This window comes from Kaistella faecalis (genome assembly GCF_019195395.1).
Taxonomy (GTDB): Bacteria; Bacteroidota; Bacteroidia; order Flavobacteriales; family Weeksellaceae; genus Kaistella; species Kaistella faecalis.
Map to the genome: position 1 here is coordinate 408,449 of NZ_CP078067.1, position 24,865 is coordinate 433,313.

The following is a 24,865-nucleotide window of genomic DNA, read 5'->3' on the forward strand; positions in this document are numbered from 1 at the left end:
CCTCACATTAAATTTTCACGGTATGGGTATCATCCGGTTCTTCTAAATCAGGAAGAAGTTCGGGATTAAACTGCTGTGCATTGTGTTTCATTTCATCGGCAATCATTTTTTCTACCCGTACTTTTTTAATTGCGATATTCAGTTCATTTCCCAGAAGAATCAAAATAATGTTCAGGTTAACCCAAACCATTACCAGAATAATAGTCCCGATAGAGCCGTAAAGGACATTATAACGGGCAAAGTCACGCACATAAATCGTAAAAACATAAGCCAACACTACAAACAGAACTGTTGTTAGCGCCGCGCCGGGCATTGCCTGTTTAAACGAAGTAATCTTAAGACATCCTACCCAGTAAAAAAGCGCCAGTAAAATAAAATAGAAAACAGGAAACGAGAAAAATCCTATGATCTTCGACATATTTTTTACGAGCCAGGAAATATTTATTTCCGGAGTGAAAAGTTTCAGAACCACTTCGCTGTAATAAACTCCCAGCAGAGATGCTATAATGAGCACGATAAACGCAATGGTGATAAAAAAAGCAACAATATATTCCTTCACCACGCCGCGCTGCAGATTCGTGTGAATATTAAAACCGTTGATCAGCGAATGCGTGCCGTTCACCGCAAAGATCATCGCAAAAATAATGGTAAGATTGCTGATGTTCTTCATATTCGGAATGATGAAAGTCTGTATATAAGAAGAAACATCGTGCTGAATATGCGCCGGGAAGATATTATGCATCAGCACCTCGAAAATATAGAACTGAAGTTTATCGTAATGCGGCAGATACGGCAGCAGCGAAAGCAGGAACAGGATAAACGGAAACAGACTCAGAAAAAAGCTCCAGGAAATACTTGCGGCGCTGCGCCCAATCTGCATTTTAAAAACACCCTGACCGTATATCTCGAACATTTTCCAAAGCGAAATTCCTAATACAGGAATATGAATATCATCGAGATACTGATGGATTTTCAGGAGGAATCTAGGAGTTTTAATACCCATTAATCTATATTTGCAGAACAAAGATAAGAAATGAGAATCAATTTGCTGTGCATTGGCAAAACCGACGATAAGGAAATTGCCGGCCTTGTAAAGTACTACCAAAACCGGCTTCCAAAGCATTGGAATTTCGAAATTACAGAAATTTCCGACGTTAAAAATGCCAAAAATCTTTCGCCCGAACTTCTGAAAAAAGAAGAAGCCAAACTTTTCCTCAGTCACACCGAAAACTCTGATATTGTCGTTCTACTCGACGAAAACGGAAAACAGTTCACCAGTCGCGAATTTGCCGGTAAAATTGATAACTGGATGAATTCCTCCGTAAAAAAAGTATCTTTTTTTATTGGCGGAGCTTATGGTTTTTCAGACGAGATTTACCAGCGGGCCAACGAAAAAATGTCTTTATCTAAGATGACTTTCACGCACCAGATGATCCGGCTTTTCTTTGTTGAACAAATTTACCGCGCCGACCAAATCCTTCAGGGAAAACCGTATCATAACGACTGATGTTTTCGCCTATGAATATCGTTCTGACTCCCTGCACTTTAAACATCATACTTTTTACATTACCCAATTTGCCTTACCTTTTTCGTACTTTTACGGCATGACTCAGGATTTAAGTTTACGCACCGTTACGGTGATGCGCTATATTTTACCGCTTCGTGAGGGCGGGTCGCTGCCGGCTTTGGCAGAGGCAGATGACGATTTTAAATATGTTTTGAAATTCCGTGGTGGCGGCCACGGCGTAAAAATGTTGATCTCCGAACTTTTAGGCGGAAAAATCGCGGAAATTCTCGGTTTGCAGATTCCCGAACTTGTTTTTGCCAATCTTGATGTTGATTTCGGGAGAACCGAAGGCGACGAAGAAATTCAGGATTTACTTAAATTCTCAGAAGGTTTAAATCTTGCGCTGCATTTTCTTTCCGGAGCCATTGCGTATGACGGTTCCGTAAAAATCGACTCACTTCTCGCTTCAAAAATTGTGTGGCTCGATGCATTTATTACAAATATCGACAGAACTTTTAAGAATACCAATCTGCTGATGTGGCATAAGGAACTTTGGGTGATTGATAATGGCGCCTCGTTCTACTTCCATCATTCGTGGATGAATTTTGAAAAGCATGCGCTGAGCCCTTTTGCTTATATAAAAGATCACGTCCTTCTTCGCCAGGCTTCGATGCTTGATGAAGCTGATGCTTTTGCCAAAACAGTTTTAAATGAAACCATTCTGCGCCAGATTGTAGAACTTATTCCTATGGAATGGCTGCAGTGGAACGATACCGATGATTCACCGGAAGAAATTAAAGAAGTGTATTTTAATTTCCTGAAAACCCGACTCGAGAATTCCCATAACTTTGTAAACGAAGCGAAAAATGCAAGAGGTTAAAATTTACGAATACGCGGTAATCAGGCTGGTTCCCAAAGTTGAAAGAGAAGAATTTTTCAATATCGGCCTCGTGATGTTTTCTAAAAAAGAAAAGTACATTCGGGTGGAATTTCATCTTTGTCCGAAAAAATTTGAACTGATGCAGTGTGAAATTGATTTTACAGACATTCTACAAAATCTTGAAAATTTCAAACATGTTGCAAGAGGTGAAAAAGAAGGCGGAGAAATTGGGGCTTTTGATATTCCTGAACGTTTCCGCTGGCTGACAGCAGTTAGGAGTTCGGTGATCCAGACTTCACGTCCGCATCCGGGGAAAACTACGGATTTGGATGCAACATTTGAACGGTTGTTTGAGGAGTTAGTAAAATAGGACGCAAGAATATTGTTTTCGGGGGCAAGAATGTGATTTACGGAGGCAAGAATGTTACTTACGGTAGCAAGAATTGAACTTACGGTGGCAAGAATGTTAGCTACGGTGGCAAGAATTGAACTTACGGTGACAAGAATTGAACTTACGGTAGCAAGAATGTTACTTACGGTGGCAAGAATTGAACTTACGGTAGCAAGAATGTGAATTACGGAAGTAAGAAATTAGAAAACGCGCCAAAAGGCGCGTTTTTCTTTATGAAAAATTGTTTTTAAATCTTCGTGAGCTTGGCAAATTTCAGGATCAGGTTTTTCTCACCTTCATGCTGAAATTTCACTTTTGCCTTGATGTTTTGCGGATCTGTTCCGTCTAAAAATAAAACTTCACCCACACCAAACCGGTCGTGTCTTACCTTATCGCCCACTTCAATATTTTCGGACGAAAGGCCGCTAGGATTGGTAATTTTTGCTGTCGCTACAGGTTTTAGATTTTGTGGAACAGGTAAAGGCTCATTCCGCTGAATGCTTTTCTTTTCTTCCTTTTTCTTAAAATATCTTGGCTCACTTGGACCGTCATCAAATATATTTGATTTCAAACCGGAATGATTGACGAAGCGGCTTTCGATGGCCGGATTGATAAATTCCAGATGAGCAGAATCCATCTCACTTAAAAAGCGCGACGGTTCAGCATCGGTGATTTTCCCCCACTGGAATCTGGAAACTGCGTAAGAGAAAAAAGCCTGTTTTTCGGCTCTCGTTAAAGCCACATAAAACAAACGGCGCTCTTCTTCCAGTTCTTCACGGGTAGATGAACTCATGAAACTGGGGAAAAGATTCTCTTCGAGCCCTACCAAATGCACAATCGGGAATTCCAGTCCTTTGGAAAGGTGAATGGTCATAAGCGAAACCTGGTCGCCATCTTCTTTTTTATCATTCTGCGTATCGGCAGAAAGCGCAATATTCTCTAAAAAATTTGAAAGTGACGGGTCACCGTCTTCAATCTGCTGCTGTTCTTCGATGAATCCCTGCATGGAGTTCATTAATTCCTGCACGTTTTCAACCCTTGAAATTCCTTCGGGAGTCTGGTCGTCTTTCAGAAACTTAATCAGACCGGTACGTTTGGCAACTTCCATTGCAACGGTGTAAGCGTTTTCTGTTTTCAGCATCACCTGAAAGGCTTTAATCATTCCCCAGAAATCTGATAATTTGGTCAATACCCCGTTATTAAGACCCAACTGTGGAGCGTACATTCCGAGGTTATCCAAAACATTATTAATGGCTACATTCTGTGAATCTGCAAAAACAATCAGTTTATTTTGGGTAGTTTCACCAATTCCACGAGCAGGAAAGTTGATGATTCTTGAGAGCGCTTCACCATCGTTTTCGTTGATCAGTAAACGGAGGTAAGCCACCAAATCTTTTACTTCTTTCCTTTGATAGAAAGAAAGCCCGCCAAAGACTTTGTACGGAATGTTTTTTCGGCGCAAAGCATCTTCAAATGCTCTGGTTTGTGAGTTGGTACGGTATAGAATCGCAAAATCGGTAAACTTTCTCTGCTGGGAATTATGAAGTTCCCAGATATTCGAGGCTACAAAATTCGCTTCATCGGCATCGGAAAGCGAGCGGTACACTTTAATTTTCTCCCCTTCTTCATTGTCACTGAAAACATTTTTCTTGAACTGCTGAACGTTTTTGGAGATTACCACATTCGCCGCATTTACAATGTTTTGTGTTGAACGGTAATTCTGTTCGAGGGAAACGGTTACTGCGTCGGGATAATCTTTTTTGAAATTCAGGATATTGTAAATATTCGCGCCACGGAAAGAGTAAATCGACTGCGCATCATCACCAACGACACAAATATTTTCGAATTTGGAAGCCAGCGCTTTCACAATAAGATACTGAGAATGGTTGGTATCCTGGTACTCATCAACCAAAATATAGCGGAACCGGTCCTGATATTTCGCGAGAACTTCCGGGAAACGGGTTAATAACTCATTTGTTCTGAGAAGCAAGTCATCAAAATCCATCGAACCATTCCGGTAGCAGACATCTACATATTTCTGATAAATAAGACCCATGTGCTTCATATTCGCCCTTTCATCATTTTCAATGAGTTCGGGATTGTTGAAATATGCTTTAACGGTGATGAGATTATTCTTATAATTTGAAATTCTTGCCTGAACTTTCTTTGGTTTATAAAGGTCTGCGTCAATATTGAGTTCTTTCAGGACTTTTTTAATTACATTAAGGGAATCCTGAGAATCGTAAATCGTAAAATTGGAAGGAAAACCAAGATAATGGGCTTCGCTTCTTAAGATCCGTGCAAAAACGGAGTGAAAGGTTCCCATCCAAAGCGATCTGGCTTCGCTCTGCCCTACCACTTTCGCAATCCTTTCTTTCATCTCTTTAGCAGCCTTATTGGTAAAGGTTAGCGCCAGAATATTGAAGGGATCTACAAGATTGGTAATAAGATGGGCAATTCGCATGGTCAGCACGCGGGTTTTTCCGGAACCTGCGCCTGCAAGCACCATCAGCGGCCCTTCCAAGGTGGTTACGGCTTCGTACTGGGCTTCATTTAATCCTTTCAAATAATCCATCTGGGCAAAAAGTTTTGGGGAACAAATTTAAAGAAATATATACGGAAGTCAAAAGCGGTTTCGATTTCAGTGTTAAGTTAAATTCAGTTCGGTAATTAAACAAAAATAAAGCCCCGCTAACGGAGCTTTAAATCAATTTTTATAAAGGTGGGAGCTTACGCTAACTTTACATTAACTGCGTTAAGTCCTTTGTTTCCTTGCTGAACTTCGTAAGTTACCAAATCGTTTTCACGGATTTTAGTAGTTAATCCAGAAACGTGAACGAAGATGTCTTCGCTACCGTTTGATGGAGTGATAAATCCGAAACCTTTAGTTTCGTTGAAAAATTTTACTGTGCCTTCTTGCATTGTATTGTTGTTAATTATGTTTGTGTTATTATTTTACGAGCTGTATGTTAACAGCTGAAAAACCTTTCGGTGATCTTTCCTTTTCGAAAGAAACCTTGTTGCCTTTTTTAACGGCGTGTGCGCAGTTGTTCTCGTGGAAGAAGATATTTTCCTGAGTTCCGTTTTCTGCAATAAATCCGTAACCTTTATCGCTTAGGAAGGTTACAATTCCCGTTTTCAGGGTTTCTTCAGCCTCAATTGGCGCTGCGCCCAACTGAATGTCGTTCAGGTCGATGCCTTCGCGGTTTTGTTCTCCGGGAGGAGTTTCTGTTAACTGCCCGTTTGCATCAACATACAGGAACATCTCATCTAATGCCTTCCCTTTGTTGTTGTTGCTTTTGCGCTCTTCACGCTTTAGCGTTTTCTCTTTTTGTTTCTGTAATTTTTTCTTGAAATTTTCTTTTTTTGAGAAAGAATCTGCCATATATTATAATCGTATTTAAGTTTCTGATAACCAATTAGGCTCACTTTAGCCTCTAAATTTAACCTGAAAATAAAATCTTAACCTGCGCCAGTACGCCATAAGAAATCAAAAAAATCAGGTGATAAAGTATAAAAGCAGCTGCGAAATAGCGAAAACTGATAAGAAAAAAAGTAGATTCTAAACGGTAGTAGATAAAGCAAGGCAGTTGCCTCTTATAAATTATACTGCAAAGATACGATAATTAATCTTAACAAGTACACATGAGAAATCAAAGTACTTAAAACTAAAAAAAATTGCCGTAAATGAGAGAAATTAAAAGCAATGTGCTGTAACTTTTACCCTATCTTAGCTACATATACCATAAATTTTAAAGATAATATGAAAAAACGACTCCTTTCTGCTGCTGCTGTATCGTTCCTGGGAATGATCATTAATGCACAGCAAATTAAATTCGAGGAATATGATCTTCCTAACGGGCTGCACGTCATTCTTCATCAGGACAACACCGCGCCTGTAGTAACCACAGGTGTAATGTATCACGTAGGCGCCAAAGATGAAGTTGTTGGCAGAACGGGAATGGCGCACTTTTTCGAACATTTGCTTTTCGAGGGAACCAAAAATATCAAACGTGGCGACTGGTTCAAAATCGTTTCCTCAAACGGTGGGACCAACAATGCCAACACCACTAATGACAGAACTTATTATTATGAAACTTTCCCTTCCAATAACGAACAACTGGGTTTATGGATGGAAAGCGAAAGATTGAAAAGCGGCACCGTTAACCAAATCGGAGTAGATACGCAGAGAGAAGTAGTAAAGGAGGAAAAACGCCTGAGAATGGATAACCAGCCTTACGGAAATCTTTTCACTGCTGTACAGAACAATTTGTTCACCAAACATCCTTATCATTGGTCAACCATCGGTTCGATGGAGGATTTGAATGCGGCTACCCTATCAGAATTTCAGGATTTTTATAAAAAATTCTATGTGCCGAACAATGCAACTTTAGTTGTGGCTGGGGACATCAAACCTGAACAGACCAAAAAGTGGATCATGGAATATTACGGCGACATCCCAAAAGGAACTGTTTATCCTAAGAATTTCCCGAAAGACGAACCGATTACAAAGGAAAAAGAAGTAACGGTTACCGATAAAAACATTCAGCTTCCGGCTTATGTTTTTGCGTACAGAACACCTTCGAACAAAGAAAAAGATGCTTATACCCTTGACATGTTGTCTTCTTATTTGAGCAACGGAAAATCATCGGTACTTTACAAAAAACTTGTAGATCAGGAGAAAAAAGCGCTTCAGGTTCAGGCTTTCAACCAAGGTTTGGAAGATGCGGGAATCTTTGCTTTCTTCGCGATTCCAATGGGTGCTACGCCTAAAAATACTCTTCAGAATGATATTGATGCAGAAATTAAAAAGTTACAGACTACTTTGATTTCTGAAGAAGATTACCAGAAACTTCAGAACCAGTACGAAAACCAGTTTGTAAACTCAAACTCATCTATTCAGGGCATTGCAGGTTCTTTAGCGACAAATCATGTGCTGATGGGAGATACCAACCTCATCAATAAAGAGCTCGACATTTACCGTTCAGTTTCAAGACAGGATATTATGAATGCGGCGAAAAAATACCTCAACCCGAACCAAAGAATCATCATCAATTACTTACCTGAAAAAAAATAATCCATGAAATACAACTTTAAATATATCGCGGCAGCATTTTTAATTTCAGGAATGCTTTCTGCGCAAAAAATAAATAAGGACGAAATGCCGAAACCCGGCCCTACGCCAACAATTAACATTGCAAAGCCCAAAACTTTCACCCTGAAAAACGGACTTACCGTAATGGTGGTTGAAAACAACAAATTACCAAGAGTGAATATGAGCCTCTCCATGGACCGCCCGCCAGTTTACGAAGGTAAGATCGTTGGGGTGAGCCAAATTATGGCAGATCAGTTGGGCAGTGGAACAACGACGATGAGCAAAGAAGATTTTAACAAGAAAATTGATTTTCTTGGGGCGAATTTAAATTTCTCTTCAGCCGGTGCAAATGCAAACACGCTTTCAAAATATTTCCCTCAGGTTTTAGGATTAATGGCCGACGCTATTGTAAAGCCTAAATTTTCCGAATCAGAAGTTAAAGACTCCAAAGACAGAATGATCGAAGGTCTGAAAGCTGACGAAAAAAACGCAAGTTCAATCGCGAACCGTGTTTCTACAGCACTTACGTACGGAAAAAACACTTCCAGAGGTGAATTTGAAACTCAGGAAAGCATCAAAAACATTCAGCTCACTGATGTGCAGAATATGTACAACAAATATTACGCTCCGAACAATGCATATCTTGTTGTAGTTGGTGATGTGAAATATAACGAGGCTAAAAAAATGATTGAAAAAGCATTTTCAGGCTGGAAAAAATCGAGCACCACTTTCAGTCCGTTAGAACCGGCTGCTAATGTTGCTGCTACAGAAATTAATGTTGTCGATGTTCCAACCGCGGTTCAGTCGGTGGTTTCTGTCGGAAACATCAATAACCTGAAGATGAGCGACCCGAATTATTTCTCGTCAATGATCGCCAATTACATTTTAGGCGGCGGCGGTGAAGCGAGACTTTTCATGAATCTCCGTGAGAAAAACGGTTTCACGTACGGCGCTTATTCATCAATGACCGCAAGTAAATATTCACCAAATTTTTCCGCGAATTCCAGTGTTAGAAATGAAGTTACCGATAAAGCGGTAAAAGAATTTATGAACGAACTGAATGCGATTTCTAAAGTAACACCTGATGAACTTGCGAATGCAAAAGCAAAACTGAAAGGAGATTTCATCCGTTCTCTTGAAAGACCGGAAACGATCGCGAGATTTGCGCTGAACGAAAAAGTGCAGAATCTGCCTGCAGATTTCTATGCAAATTATCTTAAATCCATAGATAAAGTAACGGCAGCTGATGTTTCTGCAGCAGTGAAAAGTACGATAATGCCTAACCAAAGCAGAATTTTTGTTGCTGGTAAAGCAGCTGATATTGCTGAAGGTCTTGAAAAATTAGGTTATCCTGTAAAATATTATGACACTGAAGCAAATCCCGCGGCAAAACCGTCAACCCAGAAAATGGATGCCGGAGTAACGTTAGCTACGGTTGCCGACAAATACATCGATGCCATCGGAGGTTTAGCTGCAGTACAGAAAGTGAATTCTATCACCACGGATGCTTCTGCAAAAGTACAGGGTATGGATCTCGATATGAATATGATTCAGGCGAAAGGCGGGAAAATGAAAATGGAAATTAAAATGATGGGTAACACCTTCCAGAAAATTGTTTTCGACGGAAAAGAAGGCTACATGGAAATGCAGGGACAGAAATCCCCAATGCCGGACGATTCTAAAAAAGAACTTGCTGACGCAACGGAACTTTTCCCAGAATTAAATTTCGCTAAATCCGCAGATTACAAATTAGCCGGAATTGAAAAATTCGAGAATGAAGATGCTTACGTAGTAAAGAAAGATAAAAACAGTTATTACTACAGCGTAAAAACAGGCATGAAACTGGGCGAGACCAAAATACAGAAAGGTCCTCAGGGAGAAATGACCGTTCCTACTATTTTCGGTGATTACAAGGTAGTTTCCGGGGTAAAGCTTCCATACAAAATGTCGCAGAATATGGGCGGAATGCCGGTGGATTTCACGGTGAAATCTTACCAGATTAACCAATTCAAAGATTCAGATTTTAAATAAGCTTTATTTAAAATGTTTTTTGAAAACGGCAGCTTAGGCTGCCGTTTTTATTTGCCGAGATTTTAATTTTGTTAAAAAAAGTGAAGATTATAATTTTCTGAAATAATAAGGGCACAATAATTGTAAATATGCTAACATAATCCAAAAACATAAGGCCATGTCAGAAAATATACTCTCTTTAGAAGATCTTAAATTTTTAGAAAAACTTCATTCCCACTATGGATTAGAATTTATCCGTTTTGACGATTCGGGAATTAAGATCAATAACCAAAATTTACTTACTGACGATTCTGACAGAACAGATTATTTCAATCTGTTAAATGAAATATCAAAGAAATTAAAATACAGGTTGAATTCTAATTTTCAGATGAATTTCACCAGTTCATTTAATTTTGATGTTGTACGCGTTTAAATTTTGCATTCAATCATAAAAAAAGACAAACTTATCGGTTTGTCTTTTTTATTTCCTACTATAACTGTTTTATGCCGTGAGCTGATTCAACTTATTTACCACTTCGTCAATCTCAAAAGGTTTTGCGATAAACGCATTGGCACCAGACTGAATTGCAGTATGCTCCAGACCGCGACTTGCAGACATCATTACAACAGGAATATTTTTAGTGATTTCGTTTTCTTTCAGTCTTTTACAGATATCTCTACCGTCTTCACCGGAAAGCCACATATCCAAAAGGATAATATCGGGTTTTGAAACTGATTCAACATAATTAAAAATTTCGGAACCGCGTTCGAAGGCATTTACTTCGAAACCTTCAAAATCGAGCATTATTCCTAAAGAATCCAGAATCGAAACGTCATCATCGACTATTATTATTTTTTTTGAATTCATTTTTATCTTTTTAAATTTTCACCACAGGAAGTGAAAAACTGAATGTTGATCCTTTTCCAAGTACACTGTTTACCCAGATTTTACCGTGGGAACGTTCTACGATCTGTGCTGCGATATAAAGTCCCAGCCCAAGTCCCGGAAAAGTACTTTGTTCATCGCCGCTGACCCGGTAATACTGTTCGAAAACCCTGTCTTTTTTCTCCTCCGGCATCCCAATCCCAAAATCGTGGACGGTGAAAACAGTTTCATCATTATTCCCGGTTACCTCGATAATAATCTTTTCAGCTTCCGGCGAATATTTAATTGCATTAGAAATTAAATTGGTGATTACCTGACTTATACGTTCACGGTCTGCAAAAACCATACCTACATGCTCCGATTCGATTTCTATTTTATGCATTGTACTCATCTGTAACTCTTCCGCGGTCTCCAAAACCAGTTTCTCGAAGTCGAAGACATCTTGATTAAGATGAATTTTTCCGGAATTGATTTTAGTGACATCGAGCAAATCACCGATTAACGAAGTGAGTTTAATAACCTGAAGATCCATTTTTTTAGCAAACTGCGCATTTTTTTCGTCGCCTGTTTTCTTCAACATTCTTTCTAATACCTGTGCATAAAGTTTTAGAGAAGTTAGAGGCGTTTTCAGTTCATGGCTTGCGATCCCAAGAAAAGTATCCTTCTGCGCGACAAGATTCTTAAACTCATGGATATTGGTGCTTGTGCCGATCCACTTTACCACCTCACCTTCCACTGTGACCGGCGTTGCACGATTGAGAAACCAGATGTATTCGCCGGTGCGGGAATCGCGGATTCGATACTCCATTTCAAAGTTCTGCGAATTCCTAATGCTCTCTTCCCACCTTTTCTTAACTAAATGCAGATCAGCAGGATGTACGATATCTTCAAAGTTAAATTCGTTCACTTCTTTTTCCGCACAGTTAAGCAGGTCCAGCAAATTACGGTTGAAATAATCGAATTTTCCGTCGGAAGAGGTCCATACGATTTGAGGCATCGCTTCTGCAAGGTTACGGTATTCGACTTCGCTTGCTTCTGCTCTTTTTCTGGCCTCTACCAATTCTGTAACATTCATTGCTACATTCATAATGGCATAGATGTTACCATTAGCATCACGAAGCGGCTTATAAGAAAAATTGTAATAATATGTCTGCAAAACACCATCTACCACCAGGTCCACTTTATCTTCCTGCGCCACGTAAGGAACACCTGTTTTAAAAATATTCTGAAGAATACCGATAAAAGGCTGGCCCTTAAGTTCCGGCAGCGCTTCCTCGAGTGTTTTTCCGATAACCGATTTATCTTTACCCCAGGTCTTGATCATCTGGTCGTTAGCAAAATCAATGATAAGATCTTCACCTACATAAATTCCTGTGGAATAATCGGAAATCTCCATAAGTTCTTTAAAACGGATTTCGCTTTCCTTCAGCTTTTTTTCCGATAGTACTTTTTCTGTAACTTCGGTGGCAACCACACTTACTCCGGTAATTATATCATTATTGAAGATGGGTGAATAGACAAAATCAAAATAGCACTCATTCAAAATGCCATTTTTTTCGATCATAGCAAGGACGTTATTACCTTTATAAGCAACCCCTGTATTATAAACTCCATTTAAAATATTAGGAAATTCCTGCTCTTCTATTTCGGGCAAAGCTTGCAGAAGAGGCAGACCTATCACACTTTCATCTTTACCCCATAAATCGAGAATCTGACGGTTAGCAATTTCTACAACCTGATCCTTTCCCATTAACATCGCTAAAGCTACAGGAGCCTGACTGAAAAGAGTGGTTAAAGAGTCTAAACTCACATTGTTAAGTAGAAAATTTTTCATCGCTGCGAATTTAGAGAAAAATATGGCAACCTTTTAAATAACTTCATATTATGGTAACATTATGTCCCTCTCAAATATTTTTTGGTATAATAAAGCCTGTGCCTTAACATCCAAAATTGTTCCAAATTGCGCTGTTATTTAGGCGATAAATTATCTTTTATATTTCAAAATAATAATTATATTTGCAGTTCGAAAACTTTGAAATAGAAATGAATACAATTTTTACATTATTCATGATTCTGATCATGATTATTAGCGTCTTACTTATCATCATTGTAATGGCTCAAAACCCTAAAGGCGGCGGTCTTTCCGGAACATTCGGGGGAACTTCATCTGCACAGTTCGGTGTTCAGAGAACAAATGATTTTATGGAGAAAGCGACATGGATTCTTGGTGGTGCAATTGTGTTCTTAATTTTATTAAGTGTGATTTTGACAGCGAAACCATCTTCAACAATGCAGCAGGTTCCTGCCAAAAAAGAAGCTCCAGCACCGCAAACAGCTCCTGGAACAAATAACACGACTACAATGCCTGTTCCGGCTCCTGCGGGAAATTAAAAACAGGTTTTTAACATATTAAAAAGCGGTTTAGACGATATCTAAACCGCTTTCTTATTTTTTGACAATGTGATAATTAATTAAAATTCTGCTTAATCCCCCAATAGTCATCCTGATTTTGATAGAAAAGGCAGTGAAGCCAGGAGTCCAGGGACATCTTCTCAAGAATTGAGGCATCGAGTGCCCTGAATTCTGTCTGAAAGAAATCAGCATTTATTTCGATATCATTCCTGTCCAGAATATGTATGTTTTCCGGGTGATAGAAAGGATAATTCTTGATATCGCCATTTGTCGTCAATAATTTTTTTCCGGAAGCCAGAGCTTCAAAAGTTCTCATCGTGAGACCATTCTGAAACGGTTTATTAATATCAAGAACAGAAAATGAATCCCTATAAATTTCAGCAATTTCTGAATGTTTAAGTTTGCTGAAACTGAGTCTGTTCATATCAAAATGCTGTAAGTTTTTATCGAATATTCTTTTTAGGACAAAAGCCAGTTTACCCGGCGCATAGTAATAAAAGAAACTTTTAAAGCCGCGTTCAGAGCATAAACCCCGTACCTTTTCGCCGATTAAATAGCGGTCGGTATGCGCTGTTCCGATGAAGGCCACATTAAATTTCGGTGGGGAAATTTTTTCAGAAAGCTTATAATCTTCCAGAAAAAAAAGGGGCCGGAAATGCAGGTGATATTTTTTTGCATCCGAAGGTTCAAAAGTGAAGTTACTGTCAAAAAAGTTATAAAGTTTCAAGAACTTAGGATATTCTGCAGCAGCATCGTAAGAATAGAAAATTTTATTTGTATTGGGATTAGCTGATGCAAATTTTTCCAGGAAGGACAGAGGTATAGATTCTCCTTTGATTAAAAGAAAATAATCATAATTTTTTTTCTCCAGATTTTGCCAAAGCTTTTCATAATACCGCAGTATCTTCTTTCGGTACAATTTACTTTTCACCCGGATCATTCCTTTCGTAATGATCGTATCTGAAGGTCTTTCGTTATAAAAATCTACCTCTGCTCCAAGTTCGCGCAGCCTGGCAGCAATGGCTTTTTCGTAACCGAAAAAGTAGGGGGAAATAAAAAGTATTTTCTTCTGGACAAAATTCATGATTCTTGGCGTTAAGCTACATCACCTTTGAGGAAATTGACTTTTTCAGCAGTGCTATTATACAGAGGAGAATCGTTTTCCGGGCTTTTAGCGTGAATTTGAGACAAGAGATTATCGCATTGTAACCCATAACCTTCTTCTAAAAGCTTCCGCGCCATCCGTCTTCCAATAAAACCTGCACCGCCGGTAATGAGTATGTTTTTCAATTTATCTGGTTATATCTTTCCCAACTATGGGTTTGGTGGTTATACATTTTTACAATTTTTGCAGGCGATCCTGCGATAACGCAATAATCCGGAAAGATCCCTTTCACCACTGAATTTGTTCCCACCACACACTGTTTTCCCAATACTGTTCCGGCCATGATCGCTGCACCCATACCGATAAAACAATTCTCACCAATTTTCGTTTCCTTAACATGTATCTTCTGCTTTACCACATGTACGCCAATTTCTGTATATTCGTGATCGATGTTTGTGATAAAAACGTTAGCTAGGATAAGAGATCTCTTGCCAATGACTAAATTTCCCGCGGAAGTAATGTGTACATTTTGGGAAATAACTACATCATCCGCAATGTGTATTGTCCCTCCATCCTGAGTTTCCATGCGCAAGTGAGGGAAGATTCTAACTTTACTCCCAATAAATATATTCCGGATTCCTTTAAAAAAAATTGGTTTGCCCATATAGGAAGGTAATCCCAGTTTCCCGAAAAAAGGCGCATAACATAAAGCACGTAATCCCCAAAATAATTTATCTATCATATTTTTGCTCTAAATGGCCTTAACAAATATTTCAACTTTGAAAATACAAAATAAAAAAGATATTCCGGAAAATTTATGCGGTTGGTTTGGTACATTTCCCGGATATTTTTCTGGATTCCTTTCTCCATCTCCTTTAAATTGGCCGAAAGACCTGAAAATCCAAATGATTTTTTCCCATCACCCGCGATAACAAGTTTTTCGGGTAAAAGATACATTCTGTTGTTAGCCGAAATTCGCATCCAGAAATTGGCATCTTCAGAATATCTCTGGTTTTCATCGAACTGACCTGTATTTTCTAAAACTTTTCTTTTAAAAATTGCCGTTGATGTTTGTCCTGTAATTTTTATCAATAGTTTTTTCAGTGTAATTTCTACCAAATTAGTATGATTATCAATGACATAAGGATAAACCACTCCTTCATCATTCCATAATGCTGTTACAAAATCTGCTTTTAAGCTGTGATTGAGAAGAATTTTCATCTGCCTCTCAGTTTTTTCCGGCAGCCATTCATCATCAGCATCAAGCAAAGCGATATACTCTCCGTTTGCAAATTCCAGTGCTGCATTCCTGGCTTTCGAAACCCCTCCATTTTCCTGATTGATAAGGATAATATTCATTTGCGGATTATTCTGCCGGTAAATTTCTAAGATTTTCTGGCTTTTGTCAGTAGATCCGTCGTTTACAAGGATAATTTCAAATTCCCCGTTCCAGCTTTGATTCTTAACAGAATCCAATGCTTTTACGACAGTTTTTTCAGAATTATAAATAGGTATAATAACAGAAATCACGATTGAAATTATTAAATTATGATTTAAATGTGTGAGATAAAATTAAACCTAATCTTTCTCGTTATACGGCAACCTGTTCTGTATCGATCTTCCCAACGAAATTTCATCGGCATACTCCAATTCATCGCCCACGGAAATTCCGCGCGCAATTGTTGAAAAATTTACTTCAAAATTCTTGAATTTTTTATAAATATAATATGCTGTAGTGTCGCCTTCCATCGTAGCGCTGAGGGCAAAAATTAGTTCTTTCGCAACGCCGTTCTGCAATTTCCTTTCAATCGATGAAATATTGAGTTGGTTCGGTCCGATTCCTTCCATAGGTGAAATTTTTCCGCCTAAAACAAGATATTTTCCGCGGTACTTTCCTGTATTTTCAATCGCCATCACGTCCCGCACATCTTCTACAACGCAGATAATTTCCTCATTCCGTTTTGGGTTGGCGCAAATCTCGCAAATTTCAGAATCCGAAAAATTATGACATTCTTTACAGTACTTAATGTCGGTCACCAATTTCTTCAGCGAATCTCCCAGCGCGATGGCCTGACTTTCCGGCTGTTTCAGAAGATGCAAAGCCAGCCTCAGCGCTGATTTTCTGCCAATTCCCGGCAGCCCGGAAATCTCTTCAACGGCTTTCGCCAAAACTTTACTCGGATAGTCCATTCCACAAAAATAAAATTTTATCCCTCAGGATGCAAGTTTCAACCCTTTTATTATCTTTGGAAAAATTACAGTTCATGGTCCTGAAAAACTTAAATTATCCCCTTGATTTTAAATTCAAAATCACCACGCTTTCCAGCGATTTTAATATTACCGACAGAAACGGAAATTATGTTGCCTACGTGCGCCAGAAAATGTTTAAACTGAAAGAGGATGTAATCGTTTTCAATGACGAAACTAAATCTCAGGAACTTTTCAGAATTAAAGCTAACCAATGGATTGATTTCAATGCATCCTACGCCATTACCGATCTGCAGTCGGGCAAAATCTTCGGAAATCTCTCCCGTCGAGGAATGCGATCGCTCTGGAAATCACAGTACGATATTGCAGACGAAACAAGCGCGACAAAGTACCAAATTAATGAAGACAATGGTTGGATTAAAGTACTGGACGGGATCATTGGCGAAATTCCCGTCGTTGGAATGCTGACAGGTTATTTCCTGAATCCTTCTTACACGCTAAAAGATAACGCCGGAAAAGAATATTTTAAACTTAAAAAAATGCCTTCACTCTTTGGAAGAAAATTTCAGCTAGACCGGATTATTGATATTAATGACGAAGATGAATCTCTTGTAGTGCTGAGCTTTTTGATGATGGTTTTATTGGAAAGAGAACGCGGCTAAACATTTTTAATTTCTATGATAAAACACACCTTATTTTACGCACTCGTTTTTTTATTCATCCAGTCTTGCCAAAAAGAAACAGTAAATCCGAAAGAAAACAGTATCGTGAATGCTTCGGTTGATCATCAGGAAAAATTATCAGATTCTGTTTCTGCAAAAAAGCCATCTGGATTAGAAAAGTTTCCAATGCCTTCTGAAGTCGAAGGTTGCTCCTGCTATTTCGCCAAAAACAAAGAAGATTACGAAAACGAGAAATATATTTATGTTGACGATTATGGAAAAAACGCCTTTATAAAAACGGAAGGAAAAATGATCAAAATCCCCATGCAGGAAGGCGATCTTGACCCGGTGAATTTTGAAAAAAACATAGAGAACAGCGATTTTAAAATCACATTAAGCGGCAAAAAAATAAATGAAATGGATGAAACTTTAATGTTCCAGGGTGAAATGGCCGTAGAAAATAAAAAAAACGGAAACCAATATTCTACACCCTTTTATGGCGAGTGCGGCTGCTAGATCAGCTTAAATTTAATATTCACGCTTCCGAAAATTCCGGGAGCGTTTTTTTATTCTTAAATTTGATTAAAATTATACTTTTATGGCACTTTCACAATTAGAACCTCAACTGATCTGGAAAAATTTTTCAGCATTAAATGCTGTTCCCAGACCTTCCAAAAAAGAGGAAAAAGTAATAGAATTCATTAAAAACTTTGGCGAAAATCTCGGCCTCGAGACCACAGTTGACGAAGTGGGCAATGTTATCATTAAAAAACCTGCAACTGCAGGCATGGAGGACCGTAAATCTGTTGTCCTTCAGTCGCATCTTGATATGGTTCACCAGAAAAACAACGATGTAAATTTTGATTTTGATACGCAGGGAATTCAGATGGAAATTGACGGCGATTGGGTAAAAGCAAAAGGTACAACACTTGGTGCCGACAATGGCTTGGGCGTTGCCGCAATTATGAGTATTCTCGAAAGCAGCGATATCCCGCATCCCGCTCTGGAAGCACTTTTCACAATTGATGAAGAAACTGGAATGACTGGTGCAATGGGGCTGAAACCGGGACAGTTGAACGGTGAAATCCTTTTAAATCTTGACACCGAAGAAGATGACGAAATCGATATCGGCTGCGCGGGCGGAATTGATGTAACTGCAACCCAAAATTACGGTTTGGAGAACGCAAGAGGACAGATTGTAAAAATTGAAGTGAAAGGTCTTCAGGGCGGCCATTCAGGAATGGATATTATTAAAGGTTTCGGGAACTCAAATATAATTTTGGGGAGACTTCTTTATACCGGACTTTATAACCAAAACATCCAGTTGATTTCGATCGACGGCGGTGGACTGAGAAATGCGATTCCACGGGAAGCTAACGCAGTTTTATCCGTTCGTCATTCAGTAGAATTCATTGAGCAGGTTACTGCTTTGAAAAAAGAAATTCTGGAAGAATTCGCAAGTGTAGAAAAAGATTTACATATCAATATTGAAACGTTTTCATCTGCTGAAAAAGCTATTTCTGAAGAAGATTCCAGAAAAATTATCTTAGCATTAAAATCCGCACACAACGGTGTGTACAGAATGAGCCCAGATGTTGAAGATTTGGTAGAATCATCCAATAACATCGCTCGGTTAGAACTGAAGCAGGGCGAACTGAAGATCTTCAATCTCTCCCGATCTTCTGTAGAATCTACAAAATATGCGGTTGCCGAACAATTGAAATCTGTTTTTGAACTTGCAGGAATGAAAGTGGAATTCAGCGGTTCCTATCCCGGCTGGAAACCAAAACCCGGTTCCGAAATCGTGAAACTCATGGAAAAAATCTACGAAAAAGATTTTGGGTCAAAACCTCATGTAGTGGCCTGTCACGCAGGCTTAGAGTGTGGAATTATCGGCGCCAATTATCCAGAGATGGAAATGGTGAGCTTCGGTCCGACGATTCGCGGCGCACACTCACCCGATGAGAGAGCAAATATCCCGTCAGCACAGAAATTCTGGAAATTTTTAAAAGAAATTCTGGCAGAAATTCCAAAAAAATAAACTGAAAATCAATATCCAATATGCGAAAGTGTTTTGGATATTTTTTTAATAAAGTTTTAAATCCAGATTTTGTTAACTTTAGTTCAAAATTAAATTTATGCCTGCTGCAAAAATTACTTCCAGAGAAATGCTTTCTATCCTAAAGGTACGTTTTGAAGCCAATCAAAACCGGCATAAAAATATAAACTGGGCAGAAATCCAGCAAAAGCTCGAAGCCAATCCGAAAAAGCTGGCAGTTCTTCAAAAAATGGAGGAAACCGGGGGCGAACCCGATGTTGTTGATTTTGATGAGAAGTCCGGCGAATATGTGTTTTTCGACTGCTCTGCTGAAAGTCCGAAAGAAAGAAGAAGTTTTTGTTACGACCGTGAATCCCTTGACAAAAGAAAAGAAAACAAACCTAAAAACAATGCCCTGGACGCGGCCAGGGAAATAGGAATTGAACTCTTGAGTGACGAGGAATATCGTTATCTTCAGACTCTGGGCGATTTCGACACCAAGACTTCCAGCTGGCTCGAAACACCTGAAAATATCAGAAAACTGGGCGGAGCAATCTTTGGAGATTTCCGTTACGGAACGGTTTTCATTTATCACAATGGCGCAGAATCTTATTATGCAGCGAGAGGATTTCGGGGGAAAATGAAAGTTTAGGCAAACGAGTCGTAGAATTCTCGCTGATTATACAGATTGAGCAGATTACAAACTGATAAAAAATCTGCGAGATCCGTGAAATCTGCGAGATACAGCGTATAGAAAACCATCACTTAATTGCAAAAAAATCCCGAAATAATCTTCGGGATTTTATATTTTAAAATGATGTTTATGGATAAGGAGCAATTGCAACCTCCAAACCATCGATTTCCTCTGTAATATGAATCTGGCAGCCCAATCTGGAATTATCCTGCACATGAAACGCTTCGGAAAGCATTGCATCTTCCTCATCACCCATTTCTACCAGTTTTTCTGAACCTTCCAAAACATAAACCTGACACGATGCACACATTGCCATACCGCCGCAAACACCAATAGTTCCTTCTTCCGCAAGCTCGTAAGAACGGATCACTTCCATCAGGTTCATCGACATATCCGTTGGCGCCACCACTTCATGAGTTTCGCCGTTTCGGTCGGTAATTTTCAAATTGATATCCTGCATGATTTCTTAATCGATTTTTTTAACAACTGCTTTTTCGGCTTCTTTACGGCTTCCGTCGAAACCGTCAACTCCACTTACTGTGGTATATTTCAGGACGTATTTTTTGCCCGGATTCAGCATATTATAGACACTTTGGCACATTAACGTCGCTTCGTGGAAACCACATAAAATGAGTTTCAGTTTTCCTGGATAAGTATTGATATCACCGATTGCATAAACTCCCGGAATATTGGTCTGATAGTCTAATGCATTATTTACAACGATTGCATTTTTTTCAATATTTAAACCCCAGTTACCCAAATCTCCCAGTTTCGGTGTTAGTCCGAAAAGCGGAATAAAATAATCTGTTTCAATATCAAAAACTTCCCCATCCTTTTCTACGGTAATTGCGGAAACTTTACCTTCGCCTTTAATTCCTGTAACTTCAGCAGGCGTTACCAAACGGATTTTACCCTGGTCTTTCAGCGCCTGCACTTTTTCAACAGAATCCAGCGCACCGCGGAACTCGTTTCTTCTGTGGATTAAAGTTACTTCGCTTGCGATATTGGCAAGAAAAATACTCCAATCCAGGGCAGAATCGCCGCCGCCGGCAATCACTACTTTTTTACCGCGGAAATGCTCAGGCTCTTTAATGAAATATTCAACACCTTTTTCTTCGTAATCGGCAATATTGTCGATCACAGGTTTTCTAGGTTCGAAAGTTCCCAATCCACCAGCAATCGCTACTGCTTTAGCCCGGTGAACAGTTCCTTTATTTGTAATGACTTCAAAAGTTCCGTCTTCAAGTTTTGTTAAAGTCTGTGCCGTTTCTCCTAAAGTGAATCCCGGCTGAAACTGCTTGATCTGCTCCATCAGATTATCTACAAGATCACCTGCGTTAATAGAAGGAAATCCGGGAATATCGAAAATAGGTTTCTTTGGATAAAGCTCGGTTAACTGACCGCCCGGTTGAGGCAGCGCATCTATTAAATGACATTTCATTTTAAGTAAACCGGCTTCAAAAACTGCGAAAAGCCCTGTAGGTCCCGCTCCTATAATCAATATATCGCTTGTAATCATCGATGATTTTTAAAAAAATTAATTTTGCAAATTTACGAAAAATAAAAGAACGGCGGATTGCATAATACTGAAAAATATCACTTTAAATACCTTTGAAATCAATGTTCTATATTTGTGGCAAATTTTTTGCAAAACCATGTCTATGAAAAAGATTTTAAGTGTTATTACCCTGCTATTTTTTGCATTGGGGTTCTCCCAAAAACTCGATAATATTCAGCCTGGCGAGGCATTAAATTACCGGATTCATTATGGTTTGCTGAATGCCGGAACAGCTACACTAACCACCGTAAAGACTAATTATAAGGGCCAGCCCCATTATTACGTTAAAGGCTACGGCAGAACCACTGGTGCGGTGCGCGCTTTCTTTAAAGTTGAAGATAATTACGAAAGTTACATTAATTATAACACCGGATTACCAAGTTTTTATGTGCGTAATGTGCAGGAAGGTGGCTACACCCAACATCTTGAAGCCACCTTTAACCAGAACAACGGTACAGTATCCCTTACTGATAAAGAGAAAAACACCACGAGAAACCTAAAATCAGTGAAAGGTGTTCAGGATATGTTATCTGCTTTCTATCATTTGAGAAGTCTGGATTCCACGGATTTGAGAGTTGGCAGTGTAAAGAAAATAAATGTCTGGATCGACGATGAAATGTTCCCTTTTCAGATTAAGGTTGTAGGCACAGAAAACATCAAAACAAAATTCGGCACCATCAATACCCTGAAAATCGTTCCGCAGGTAATGAGCGGCCGCGTTTTTAAAGACAAGGAAGGCGTTACGCTTTGGGTGAGCAACGACAGAAATTATGTTCCGATCGCCATTAAAGCAGATTTGGTGGTAGGATCACTGAAAGCAAGTATTGATTCTTTTAAAAATGTGAAATATCCTTTAAACTTTAGGAAATAGAACCTTAAAACAATAGTAAACCGGCCGATGCCGGTTTTTTTTATGACCCGTGTAACAAAAGTTCCTGTTATGGTGTCTTATTCATAACAAACTAACACCGCCATGAAAACCCCGATTATAAGTGCCTTCTACATTCTTTGTTTCAGTCATCTTTTTTCACAGAATATTGGGGCCGACAGTATCTCAAGAAAAAAAATCACTGCAATTCCCGTTACCCAATCACCAAAGATCGATGGAATTCTGGACGAAGAAATTTGGAAAAACGCCACTTCAGCAGGCAACTTTATTGAGCGCCGCCCCAATAATGGCAAACCAGCAGATGAATCCTTCCGGTCAGAAGTAAAAATACTTTATGATGATACCGGAATTTATTTCGGGGCAATACTTTTTGATACCGAACCCGGCAAAATAGCCAAAGAACTCACCGAACGCGACAATATTGAAAATGATGATATTTTTGGAGTTACATTAAACGGTTATAATGATCACCAGCAAAGCCTGGAGTTCCTGATAACTCCTGCCGGAGTGCAGGCTGATGCAAAACTTACCACCGATTTCGGCGAAGATTTCAGCTGGAATGCCGTATGGTTTTCAGCAGTCCAGATCACTGAAAACGGTTGGGTTGTAGAAATGAAAATTCCATATTCTGAACTCCGGTTTCCAAAAAAACAGATACAGGAATGGGGAATCAATATCTTAAGATTGGTTAACCGTACAAGCACGACATACGACTGGAATTTTGTTGACAATAAAAAAGGAAGTTACATGCTGTACGACGGACTTTTAGAAGGTATCGAAAACATTAATCCGCCCACCAGACTCTCCTTTCTTCCTTATTTTTCTACCTATTTAAACCATTTTCAGGGAAAAACAACAACCAATTTTAATGGCGGAATGGATTTAAAATACGGCATTAACGATGCTTTTACTCTAGATTTAACATTGATTCCGGATTTCGGACAGACTTCTTTTGATAAATCTGTTTTGAATCTCTCTCCTTTCGAAGTACAGTTTCAGGAGCAGCGCCCGTTCTTTACAGAAGGGACGGAACTTTTCAGCAAAGGAAATCTTTTTTACTCAAGACGAATCGGGGGAAATCCTTCTGTCTCGCCGATTTTGAATGAAGATGAAATATTTGTGGAAAATCCTGATAAAGTAAAATTATTTAATGCGGTGAAAATTTCCGGAAGAACAAATAAAGGGCTGGGAATCGGTTTCTTCAATGCCGTTACCGAGAAAATGACCGCAGAGATCCGAAACATCAACACCGGAGCTACACGGACAGAAGTAACTGAACCTTGGGCAAACTACAGTGTTTTTGTTCTCGACCAGCGGTTTCAGGGAAACTCTTCGGTTTCCCTCGTCAATTCAAATGTTACAAGAGACGGAAGTTTTCGAGATGCTAATGTAACAGCGTTACTTTTCGACATCAGAAATAAGAAAAACACCTATAGATATTTTGGTGGTACAAAAGCCAGCTTCGTATTAAACGGTGGTACAAAAGCTGGAAACGAGTCCACCGCAGGCTTTAATAAAGTTTCCGGAACTCACCGTTTTGGTGCCAATTATTTTATGAGAACCAAAGATTACGATATTGGCGATCTGGGATATTACGACAGAACCAACTTCCACAGCATCAACACCAATTACTCATACCGTTATCTGCAGCCGAAAGGCGGACTAAATGCTTTGAATTACAATTTAAATGTTTCCCACAACCGAAGACTTGATGAAGATTTGTTTACGCAGTTTGTCATTCATAACAGTATTGAAATGCAGACAAAGAAATTTTTCAACTTTGGTGGCGGACTTATGATTTGGCCAATCGGAGAAAACGACATTTATGAGCCGAGAACCGCAGGCAGATTCCTGAAAGTTCCAGCAATGATTAACCCGTGGATTTTCATCAATACCGATAACCGCAGGAAATTCCGGATCAATACCTATATCGATTATTATGCGTATGATGAAAAAGGCCGTTACCAGTTGATTTATCAGCTGAACCCAAGTTATAAATTCTCGGACAAGCTACGCCTCTATTATGATGCAAACTTTAATTACCAGAATAACGACCGGGGATTTGTAGGTAAAAACAGCAGTGAAATTTTTATGGGAAATCGCAACCGGTTCACTGTAGAAAACGGGATCTCCTCACAGTACACCTTTAATAATAAAATGGCGCTGAATCTTTCTTTCCGTCATTATTTTTCTCAGGTTACTTATAAAGGTTTCTCGACTTTAAATGCAAACGGAAGCGTTACCGACACCAGCCTTTTCACAGAAAACCGCGACGGAACTTTCAATTCGTGGAATGTCGACTTGCGCTACTCCTGGTGGTTTGCACCCGGAAGTCAGCTCACTTTACTGTACAGAAATGCTGTAGGAAGCTATTTGGAGGAATCGGGAATCGGCATTAAAGAAAACTTCAACCGATTATTTAATGAGCCAATGGTGGATAATATTTCTCTGAAACTGACCTACTATATCGACTACAATCAGGCGAAAAACTGGTTAAAGAAAAAAGGATAAGCAATAAAAAAAACCATTT

The 24,865-nt window shown here is 39.1% G+C and carries 27 protein-coding genes; 14 read left to right on the top strand and 13 right to left on the bottom strand.

Annotation, left to right across the window (positions count from 1 at the left end; all coding sequences use genetic code 11):
- Nucleotides 1-7: 7 nt before the first annotated feature.
- Complete coding sequence (locus KTV93_RS01955; RefSeq protein ID WP_218249657.1) at nucleotides 8-1,003, bottom strand: YihY/virulence factor BrkB family protein; 996 nt, start codon at nucleotides 1,001-1,003, stop codon at nucleotides 8-10.
- A 30-nt stretch (nucleotides 1,004-1,033) separates the two neighbouring features.
- Between KTV93_RS01955 and rlmH the strand changes: the two genes are divergently transcribed.
- From rlmH to KTV93_RS01975, 4 genes are all read left to right on the top strand, one after another.
- Entirely contained in the window at nucleotides 1,034-1,507 is a 474-nt protein-coding gene (gene rlmH / locus KTV93_RS01960; RefSeq protein ID WP_218249658.1) for a 23S rRNA (pseudouridine(1915)-N(3))-methyltransferase RlmH, read from the top strand.
- Between the two features lie 97 nt (nucleotides 1,508-1,604).
- Nucleotides 1,605-2,387, top strand: coding sequence for a HipA family kinase (locus KTV93_RS01965; protein WP_218250470.1), 783 nt, complete (start codon nucleotides 1,605-1,607; stop codon nucleotides 2,385-2,387).
- Nucleotides 2,374-2,757, top strand: a complete 384-nt coding sequence (locus KTV93_RS01970) for a DUF3037 domain-containing protein (RefSeq protein ID WP_218249659.1) — start codon at nucleotides 2,374-2,376, stop codon at nucleotides 2,755-2,757. The genes KTV93_RS01965 and KTV93_RS01970 overlap by 14 nt, the downstream gene beginning before the upstream one ends.
- Nucleotides 2,758-2,808: 51 nt before the next feature.
- Nucleotides 2,809-2,961 carry a hypothetical protein gene (locus tag KTV93_RS01975; RefSeq protein ID WP_218249660.1) on the top strand — a complete coding sequence of 51 codons (153 nt, stop codon included), beginning with the start codon at nucleotides 2,809-2,811 and terminating at the stop codon, nucleotides 2,959-2,961.
- A 64-nt stretch (nucleotides 2,962-3,025) separates the two neighbouring features.
- Here KTV93_RS01975 and KTV93_RS01980 read toward each other — a convergent pair whose 3' ends face one another.
- The 3 genes from KTV93_RS01980 to KTV93_RS01990 form a co-directional block, all read right to left on the bottom strand.
- The gene (locus tag KTV93_RS01980) at nucleotides 3,026-5,353 is read right to left on the bottom strand and encodes an ATP-dependent helicase (protein ID WP_218249661.1); all 2,328 of its coding nucleotides are present in this window, start codon (nucleotides 5,351-5,353) and stop codon (nucleotides 3,026-3,028) included.
- Nucleotides 5,354-5,508: 155 nt separating this feature from the next.
- A complete protein-coding gene (locus tag KTV93_RS01985) occupies nucleotides 5,509-5,700 on the bottom strand; it encodes a cold-shock protein (protein ID WP_218249662.1) in 192 nt (63 codons plus the stop codon).
- Nucleotides 5,701-5,728: 28 nt separating this feature from the next.
- Nucleotides 5,729-6,163 (bottom strand): cold shock domain-containing protein, encoded by a 435-nt coding sequence (locus tag KTV93_RS01990; RefSeq protein WP_218249663.1) that lies wholly within the window; start codon nucleotides 6,161-6,163, stop codon nucleotides 5,729-5,731.
- Nucleotides 6,164-6,541: 378 nt separating this feature from the next.
- On the opposite strand from KTV93_RS01990, the gene KTV93_RS01995 reads away from it, so the two are divergent.
- From KTV93_RS01995 to KTV93_RS02005, 3 genes are all read left to right on the top strand, one after another.
- The gene (locus tag KTV93_RS01995; RefSeq protein ID WP_218249664.1) at nucleotides 6,542-7,855 is read left to right on the top strand and encodes a M16 family metallopeptidase; all 1,314 of its coding nucleotides are present in this window, start codon (nucleotides 6,542-6,544) and stop codon (nucleotides 7,853-7,855) included.
- 3 nt (nucleotides 7,856-7,858) lie between these two features.
- The gene (locus tag KTV93_RS02000) at nucleotides 7,859-9,904 is read left to right on the top strand and encodes a M16 family metallopeptidase (protein WP_218249665.1); all 2,046 of its coding nucleotides are present in this window, start codon (nucleotides 7,859-7,861) and stop codon (nucleotides 9,902-9,904) included.
- 157 nt (nucleotides 9,905-10,061) lie between these two features.
- Nucleotides 10,062-10,316 (top strand): hypothetical protein, encoded by a 255-nt coding sequence (locus tag KTV93_RS02005; protein ID WP_218249666.1) that lies wholly within the window; start codon nucleotides 10,062-10,064, stop codon nucleotides 10,314-10,316.
- Nucleotides 10,317-10,385: 69 nt separating this feature from the next.
- On the opposite strand, the gene KTV93_RS02010 is transcribed toward KTV93_RS02005, so the two are convergent.
- Nucleotides 10,386-10,751 carry a response regulator gene (locus KTV93_RS02010; protein WP_218249667.1) on the bottom strand — a complete coding sequence of 122 codons (366 nt, stop codon included), beginning with the start codon at nucleotides 10,749-10,751 and terminating at the stop codon, nucleotides 10,386-10,388.
- 10 nt (nucleotides 10,752-10,761) lie between these two features.
- Nucleotides 10,762-12,603 (bottom strand): PAS domain-containing sensor histidine kinase, encoded by a 1,842-nt coding sequence (locus KTV93_RS02015; RefSeq protein WP_218249668.1) that lies wholly within the window; start codon nucleotides 12,601-12,603, stop codon nucleotides 10,762-10,764.
- Between the two features lie 209 nt (nucleotides 12,604-12,812).
- On the opposite strand from KTV93_RS02015, the gene secG reads away from it, so the two are divergent.
- Nucleotides 12,813-13,160, top strand: coding sequence for a preprotein translocase subunit SecG (gene secG, locus KTV93_RS02020; protein WP_218249669.1), 348 nt, complete (start codon nucleotides 12,813-12,815; stop codon nucleotides 13,158-13,160).
- Between the two features lie 76 nt (nucleotides 13,161-13,236).
- Here secG and KTV93_RS02025 read toward each other — a convergent pair whose 3' ends face one another.
- From KTV93_RS02025 to recR, 5 genes are read right to left on the bottom strand one after another with little or no spacing between them, the layout of a single operon-like run.
- A complete protein-coding gene (locus KTV93_RS02025) occupies nucleotides 13,237-14,265 on the bottom strand; it encodes a WaaS/CpsH family glycosyltransferase (protein ID WP_218249670.1) in 1,029 nt (342 codons plus the stop codon).
- An 11-nt stretch (nucleotides 14,266-14,276) separates the two neighbouring features.
- A complete protein-coding gene (locus KTV93_RS02030) occupies nucleotides 14,277-14,471 on the bottom strand; it encodes an NAD-dependent epimerase/dehydratase family protein (RefSeq protein ID WP_218249671.1) in 195 nt (64 codons plus the stop codon).
- Nucleotides 14,468-15,028: an acyltransferase gene (locus tag KTV93_RS02035; protein WP_230259176.1), complete on the bottom strand. Its 561-nt coding sequence runs from the start codon at nucleotides 15,026-15,028 to the stop codon at nucleotides 14,468-14,470. Before KTV93_RS02035 ends, KTV93_RS02030 begins: the two co-directional genes overlap by 4 nt.
- A complete protein-coding gene (locus tag KTV93_RS02040) occupies nucleotides 15,025-15,816 on the bottom strand; it encodes a glycosyltransferase family 2 protein (RefSeq protein WP_218249672.1) in 792 nt (263 codons plus the stop codon). The genes KTV93_RS02035 and KTV93_RS02040 overlap by 4 nt, the downstream gene beginning before the upstream one ends.
- 48 nt (nucleotides 15,817-15,864) lie before the next feature.
- The gene (recR, locus tag KTV93_RS02045) at nucleotides 15,865-16,476 is read right to left on the bottom strand and encodes a recombination mediator RecR (RefSeq protein WP_218249673.1); all 612 of its coding nucleotides are present in this window, start codon (nucleotides 16,474-16,476) and stop codon (nucleotides 15,865-15,867) included.
- A 74-nt stretch (nucleotides 16,477-16,550) separates the two neighbouring features.
- Between recR and KTV93_RS02050 the strand changes: the two genes are divergently transcribed.
- From KTV93_RS02050 to KTV93_RS02065, 4 genes are all read left to right on the top strand, one after another.
- Entirely contained in the window at nucleotides 16,551-17,156 is a 606-nt protein-coding gene (locus KTV93_RS02050; protein WP_218249674.1) for an LURP-one-related family protein, read from the top strand.
- A gap of 15 nt (nucleotides 17,157-17,171) precedes the next feature.
- Complete coding sequence (locus KTV93_RS02055) at nucleotides 17,172-17,672, top strand: hypothetical protein (protein ID WP_218249675.1); 501 nt, start codon at nucleotides 17,172-17,174, stop codon at nucleotides 17,670-17,672.
- An 82-nt stretch (nucleotides 17,673-17,754) separates the two neighbouring features.
- Nucleotides 17,755-19,197, top strand: coding sequence for an aminoacyl-histidine dipeptidase (locus KTV93_RS02060; RefSeq protein WP_218249676.1), 1,443 nt, complete (start codon nucleotides 17,755-17,757; stop codon nucleotides 19,195-19,197).
- A gap of 97 nt (nucleotides 19,198-19,294) precedes the next feature.
- A complete protein-coding gene (locus KTV93_RS02065) occupies nucleotides 19,295-19,846 on the top strand; it encodes a DUF4256 domain-containing protein (RefSeq protein ID WP_218249677.1) in 552 nt (183 codons plus the stop codon).
- 169 nt (nucleotides 19,847-20,015) lie between these two features.
- Here KTV93_RS02065 and KTV93_RS02070 read toward each other — a convergent pair whose 3' ends face one another.
- Together KTV93_RS02070 and KTV93_RS02075 are read right to left on the bottom strand one after the other, a co-directional pair.
- Nucleotides 20,016-20,348 (bottom strand): 2Fe-2S iron-sulfur cluster-binding protein, encoded by a 333-nt coding sequence (locus KTV93_RS02070; RefSeq protein ID WP_088469374.1) that lies wholly within the window; start codon nucleotides 20,346-20,348, stop codon nucleotides 20,016-20,018.
- 6 nt (nucleotides 20,349-20,354) lie between these two features.
- Entirely contained in the window at nucleotides 20,355-21,407 is a 1,053-nt protein-coding gene (locus KTV93_RS02075; RefSeq protein WP_218249678.1) for an NAD(P)/FAD-dependent oxidoreductase, read from the bottom strand.
- 142 nt (nucleotides 21,408-21,549) lie between these two features.
- Between KTV93_RS02075 and KTV93_RS02080 the strand changes: the two genes are divergently transcribed.
- A complete protein-coding gene (locus KTV93_RS02080; RefSeq protein ID WP_218249679.1) occupies nucleotides 21,550-22,317 on the top strand; it encodes a DUF3108 domain-containing protein in 768 nt (255 codons plus the stop codon).
- 102 nt (nucleotides 22,318-22,419) lie between these two features.
- Entirely contained in the window at nucleotides 22,420-24,846 is a 2,427-nt protein-coding gene (locus KTV93_RS02085; protein WP_218249680.1) for a DUF5916 domain-containing protein, read from the top strand.
- The last annotated feature ends 19 nt before the right edge of the window (nucleotides 24,847-24,865 follow it).

Excerpts from the sequence above, each read along its gene's own strand:
- KTV93_RS02055 (WP_218249675.1), top strand. The coding sequence starts at position 17,172 with ATGATAAAACACACCTTATTTTACGCACTCGTTTTTTTATTCATCCAG.
- KTV93_RS01970 (WP_218249659.1), top strand. The coding sequence starts at position 2,374 with ATGCAAGAGGTTAAAATTTACGAATACGCGGTAATCAGGCTGGTTCCC.
- KTV93_RS01985 (WP_218249662.1), bottom strand. The coding sequence starts at position 5,700 with ATGCAAGAAGGCACAGTAAAATTTTTCAACGAAACTAAAGGTTTCGGA.
- KTV93_RS02080 (WP_218249679.1), top strand. The coding sequence starts at position 21,550 with ATGAAAAAGATTTTAAGTGTTATTACCCTGCTATTTTTTGCATTGGGG.
- KTV93_RS02025 (WP_218249670.1), bottom strand. The coding sequence starts at position 14,265 with ATGAATTTTGTCCAGAAGAAAATACTTTTTATTTCCCCCTACTTTTTC.
- rlmH (WP_218249658.1), top strand. The coding sequence starts at position 1,034 with ATGAGAATCAATTTGCTGTGCATTGGCAAAACCGACGATAAGGAAATT.
- KTV93_RS01995 (WP_218249664.1), top strand. The coding sequence starts at position 6,542 with ATGAAAAAACGACTCCTTTCTGCTGCTGCTGTATCGTTCCTGGGAATG.
- KTV93_RS02075 (WP_218249678.1), bottom strand. The coding sequence starts at position 21,407 with ATGATTACAAGCGATATATTGATTATAGGAGCGGGACCTACAGGGCTT.
- KTV93_RS01975 (WP_218249660.1), top strand. The coding sequence starts at position 2,809 with ATGTTACTTACGGTAGCAAGAATTGAACTTACGGTGGCAAGAATGTTA.
- KTV93_RS02035 (WP_230259176.1), bottom strand. The coding sequence starts at position 15,028 with ATGATAGATAAATTATTTTGGGGATTACGTGCTTTATGTTATGCGCCT.
- KTV93_RS02050 (WP_218249674.1), top strand. The coding sequence starts at position 16,551 with ATGGTCCTGAAAAACTTAAATTATCCCCTTGATTTTAAATTCAAAATC.
- KTV93_RS01980 (WP_218249661.1), bottom strand. The coding sequence starts at position 5,353 with ATGGATTATTTGAAAGGATTAAATGAAGCCCAGTACGAAGCCGTAACC.
- KTV93_RS02015 (WP_218249668.1), bottom strand. The coding sequence starts at position 12,603 with ATGAAAAATTTTCTACTTAACAATGTGAGTTTAGACTCTTTAACCACT.
- KTV93_RS02070 (WP_088469374.1), bottom strand. The coding sequence starts at position 20,348 with ATGCAGGATATCAATTTGAAAATTACCGACCGAAACGGCGAAACTCAT.
- KTV93_RS02005 (WP_218249666.1), top strand. The coding sequence starts at position 10,062 with ATGTCAGAAAATATACTCTCTTTAGAAGATCTTAAATTTTTAGAAAAA.
- KTV93_RS01990 (WP_218249663.1), bottom strand. The coding sequence starts at position 6,163 with ATGGCAGATTCTTTCTCAAAAAAAGAAAATTTCAAGAAAAAATTACAG.
- KTV93_RS02060 (WP_218249676.1), top strand. The coding sequence starts at position 17,755 with ATGGCACTTTCACAATTAGAACCTCAACTGATCTGGAAAAATTTTTCA.
- KTV93_RS01955 (WP_218249657.1), bottom strand. The coding sequence starts at position 1,003 with ATGGGTATTAAAACTCCTAGATTCCTCCTGAAAATCCATCAGTATCTC.
- KTV93_RS02085 (WP_218249680.1), top strand. The coding sequence starts at position 22,420 with ATGAAAACCCCGATTATAAGTGCCTTCTACATTCTTTGTTTCAGTCAT.
- secG (WP_218249669.1), top strand. The coding sequence starts at position 12,813 with ATGAATACAATTTTTACATTATTCATGATTCTGATCATGATTATTAGC.
- KTV93_RS02000 (WP_218249665.1), top strand. The coding sequence starts at position 7,859 with ATGAAATACAACTTTAAATATATCGCGGCAGCATTTTTAATTTCAGGA.
- KTV93_RS02010 (WP_218249667.1), bottom strand. The coding sequence starts at position 10,751 with ATGAATTCAAAAAAAATAATAATAGTCGATGATGACGTTTCGATTCTG.
- recR (WP_218249673.1), bottom strand. The coding sequence starts at position 16,476 with ATGGACTATCCGAGTAAAGTTTTGGCGAAAGCCGTTGAAGAGATTTCC.
- KTV93_RS01965 (WP_218250470.1), top strand. The coding sequence starts at position 1,605 with ATGACTCAGGATTTAAGTTTACGCACCGTTACGGTGATGCGCTATATT.
- KTV93_RS02065 (WP_218249677.1), top strand. The coding sequence starts at position 19,295 with ATGCCTGCTGCAAAAATTACTTCCAGAGAAATGCTTTCTATCCTAAAG.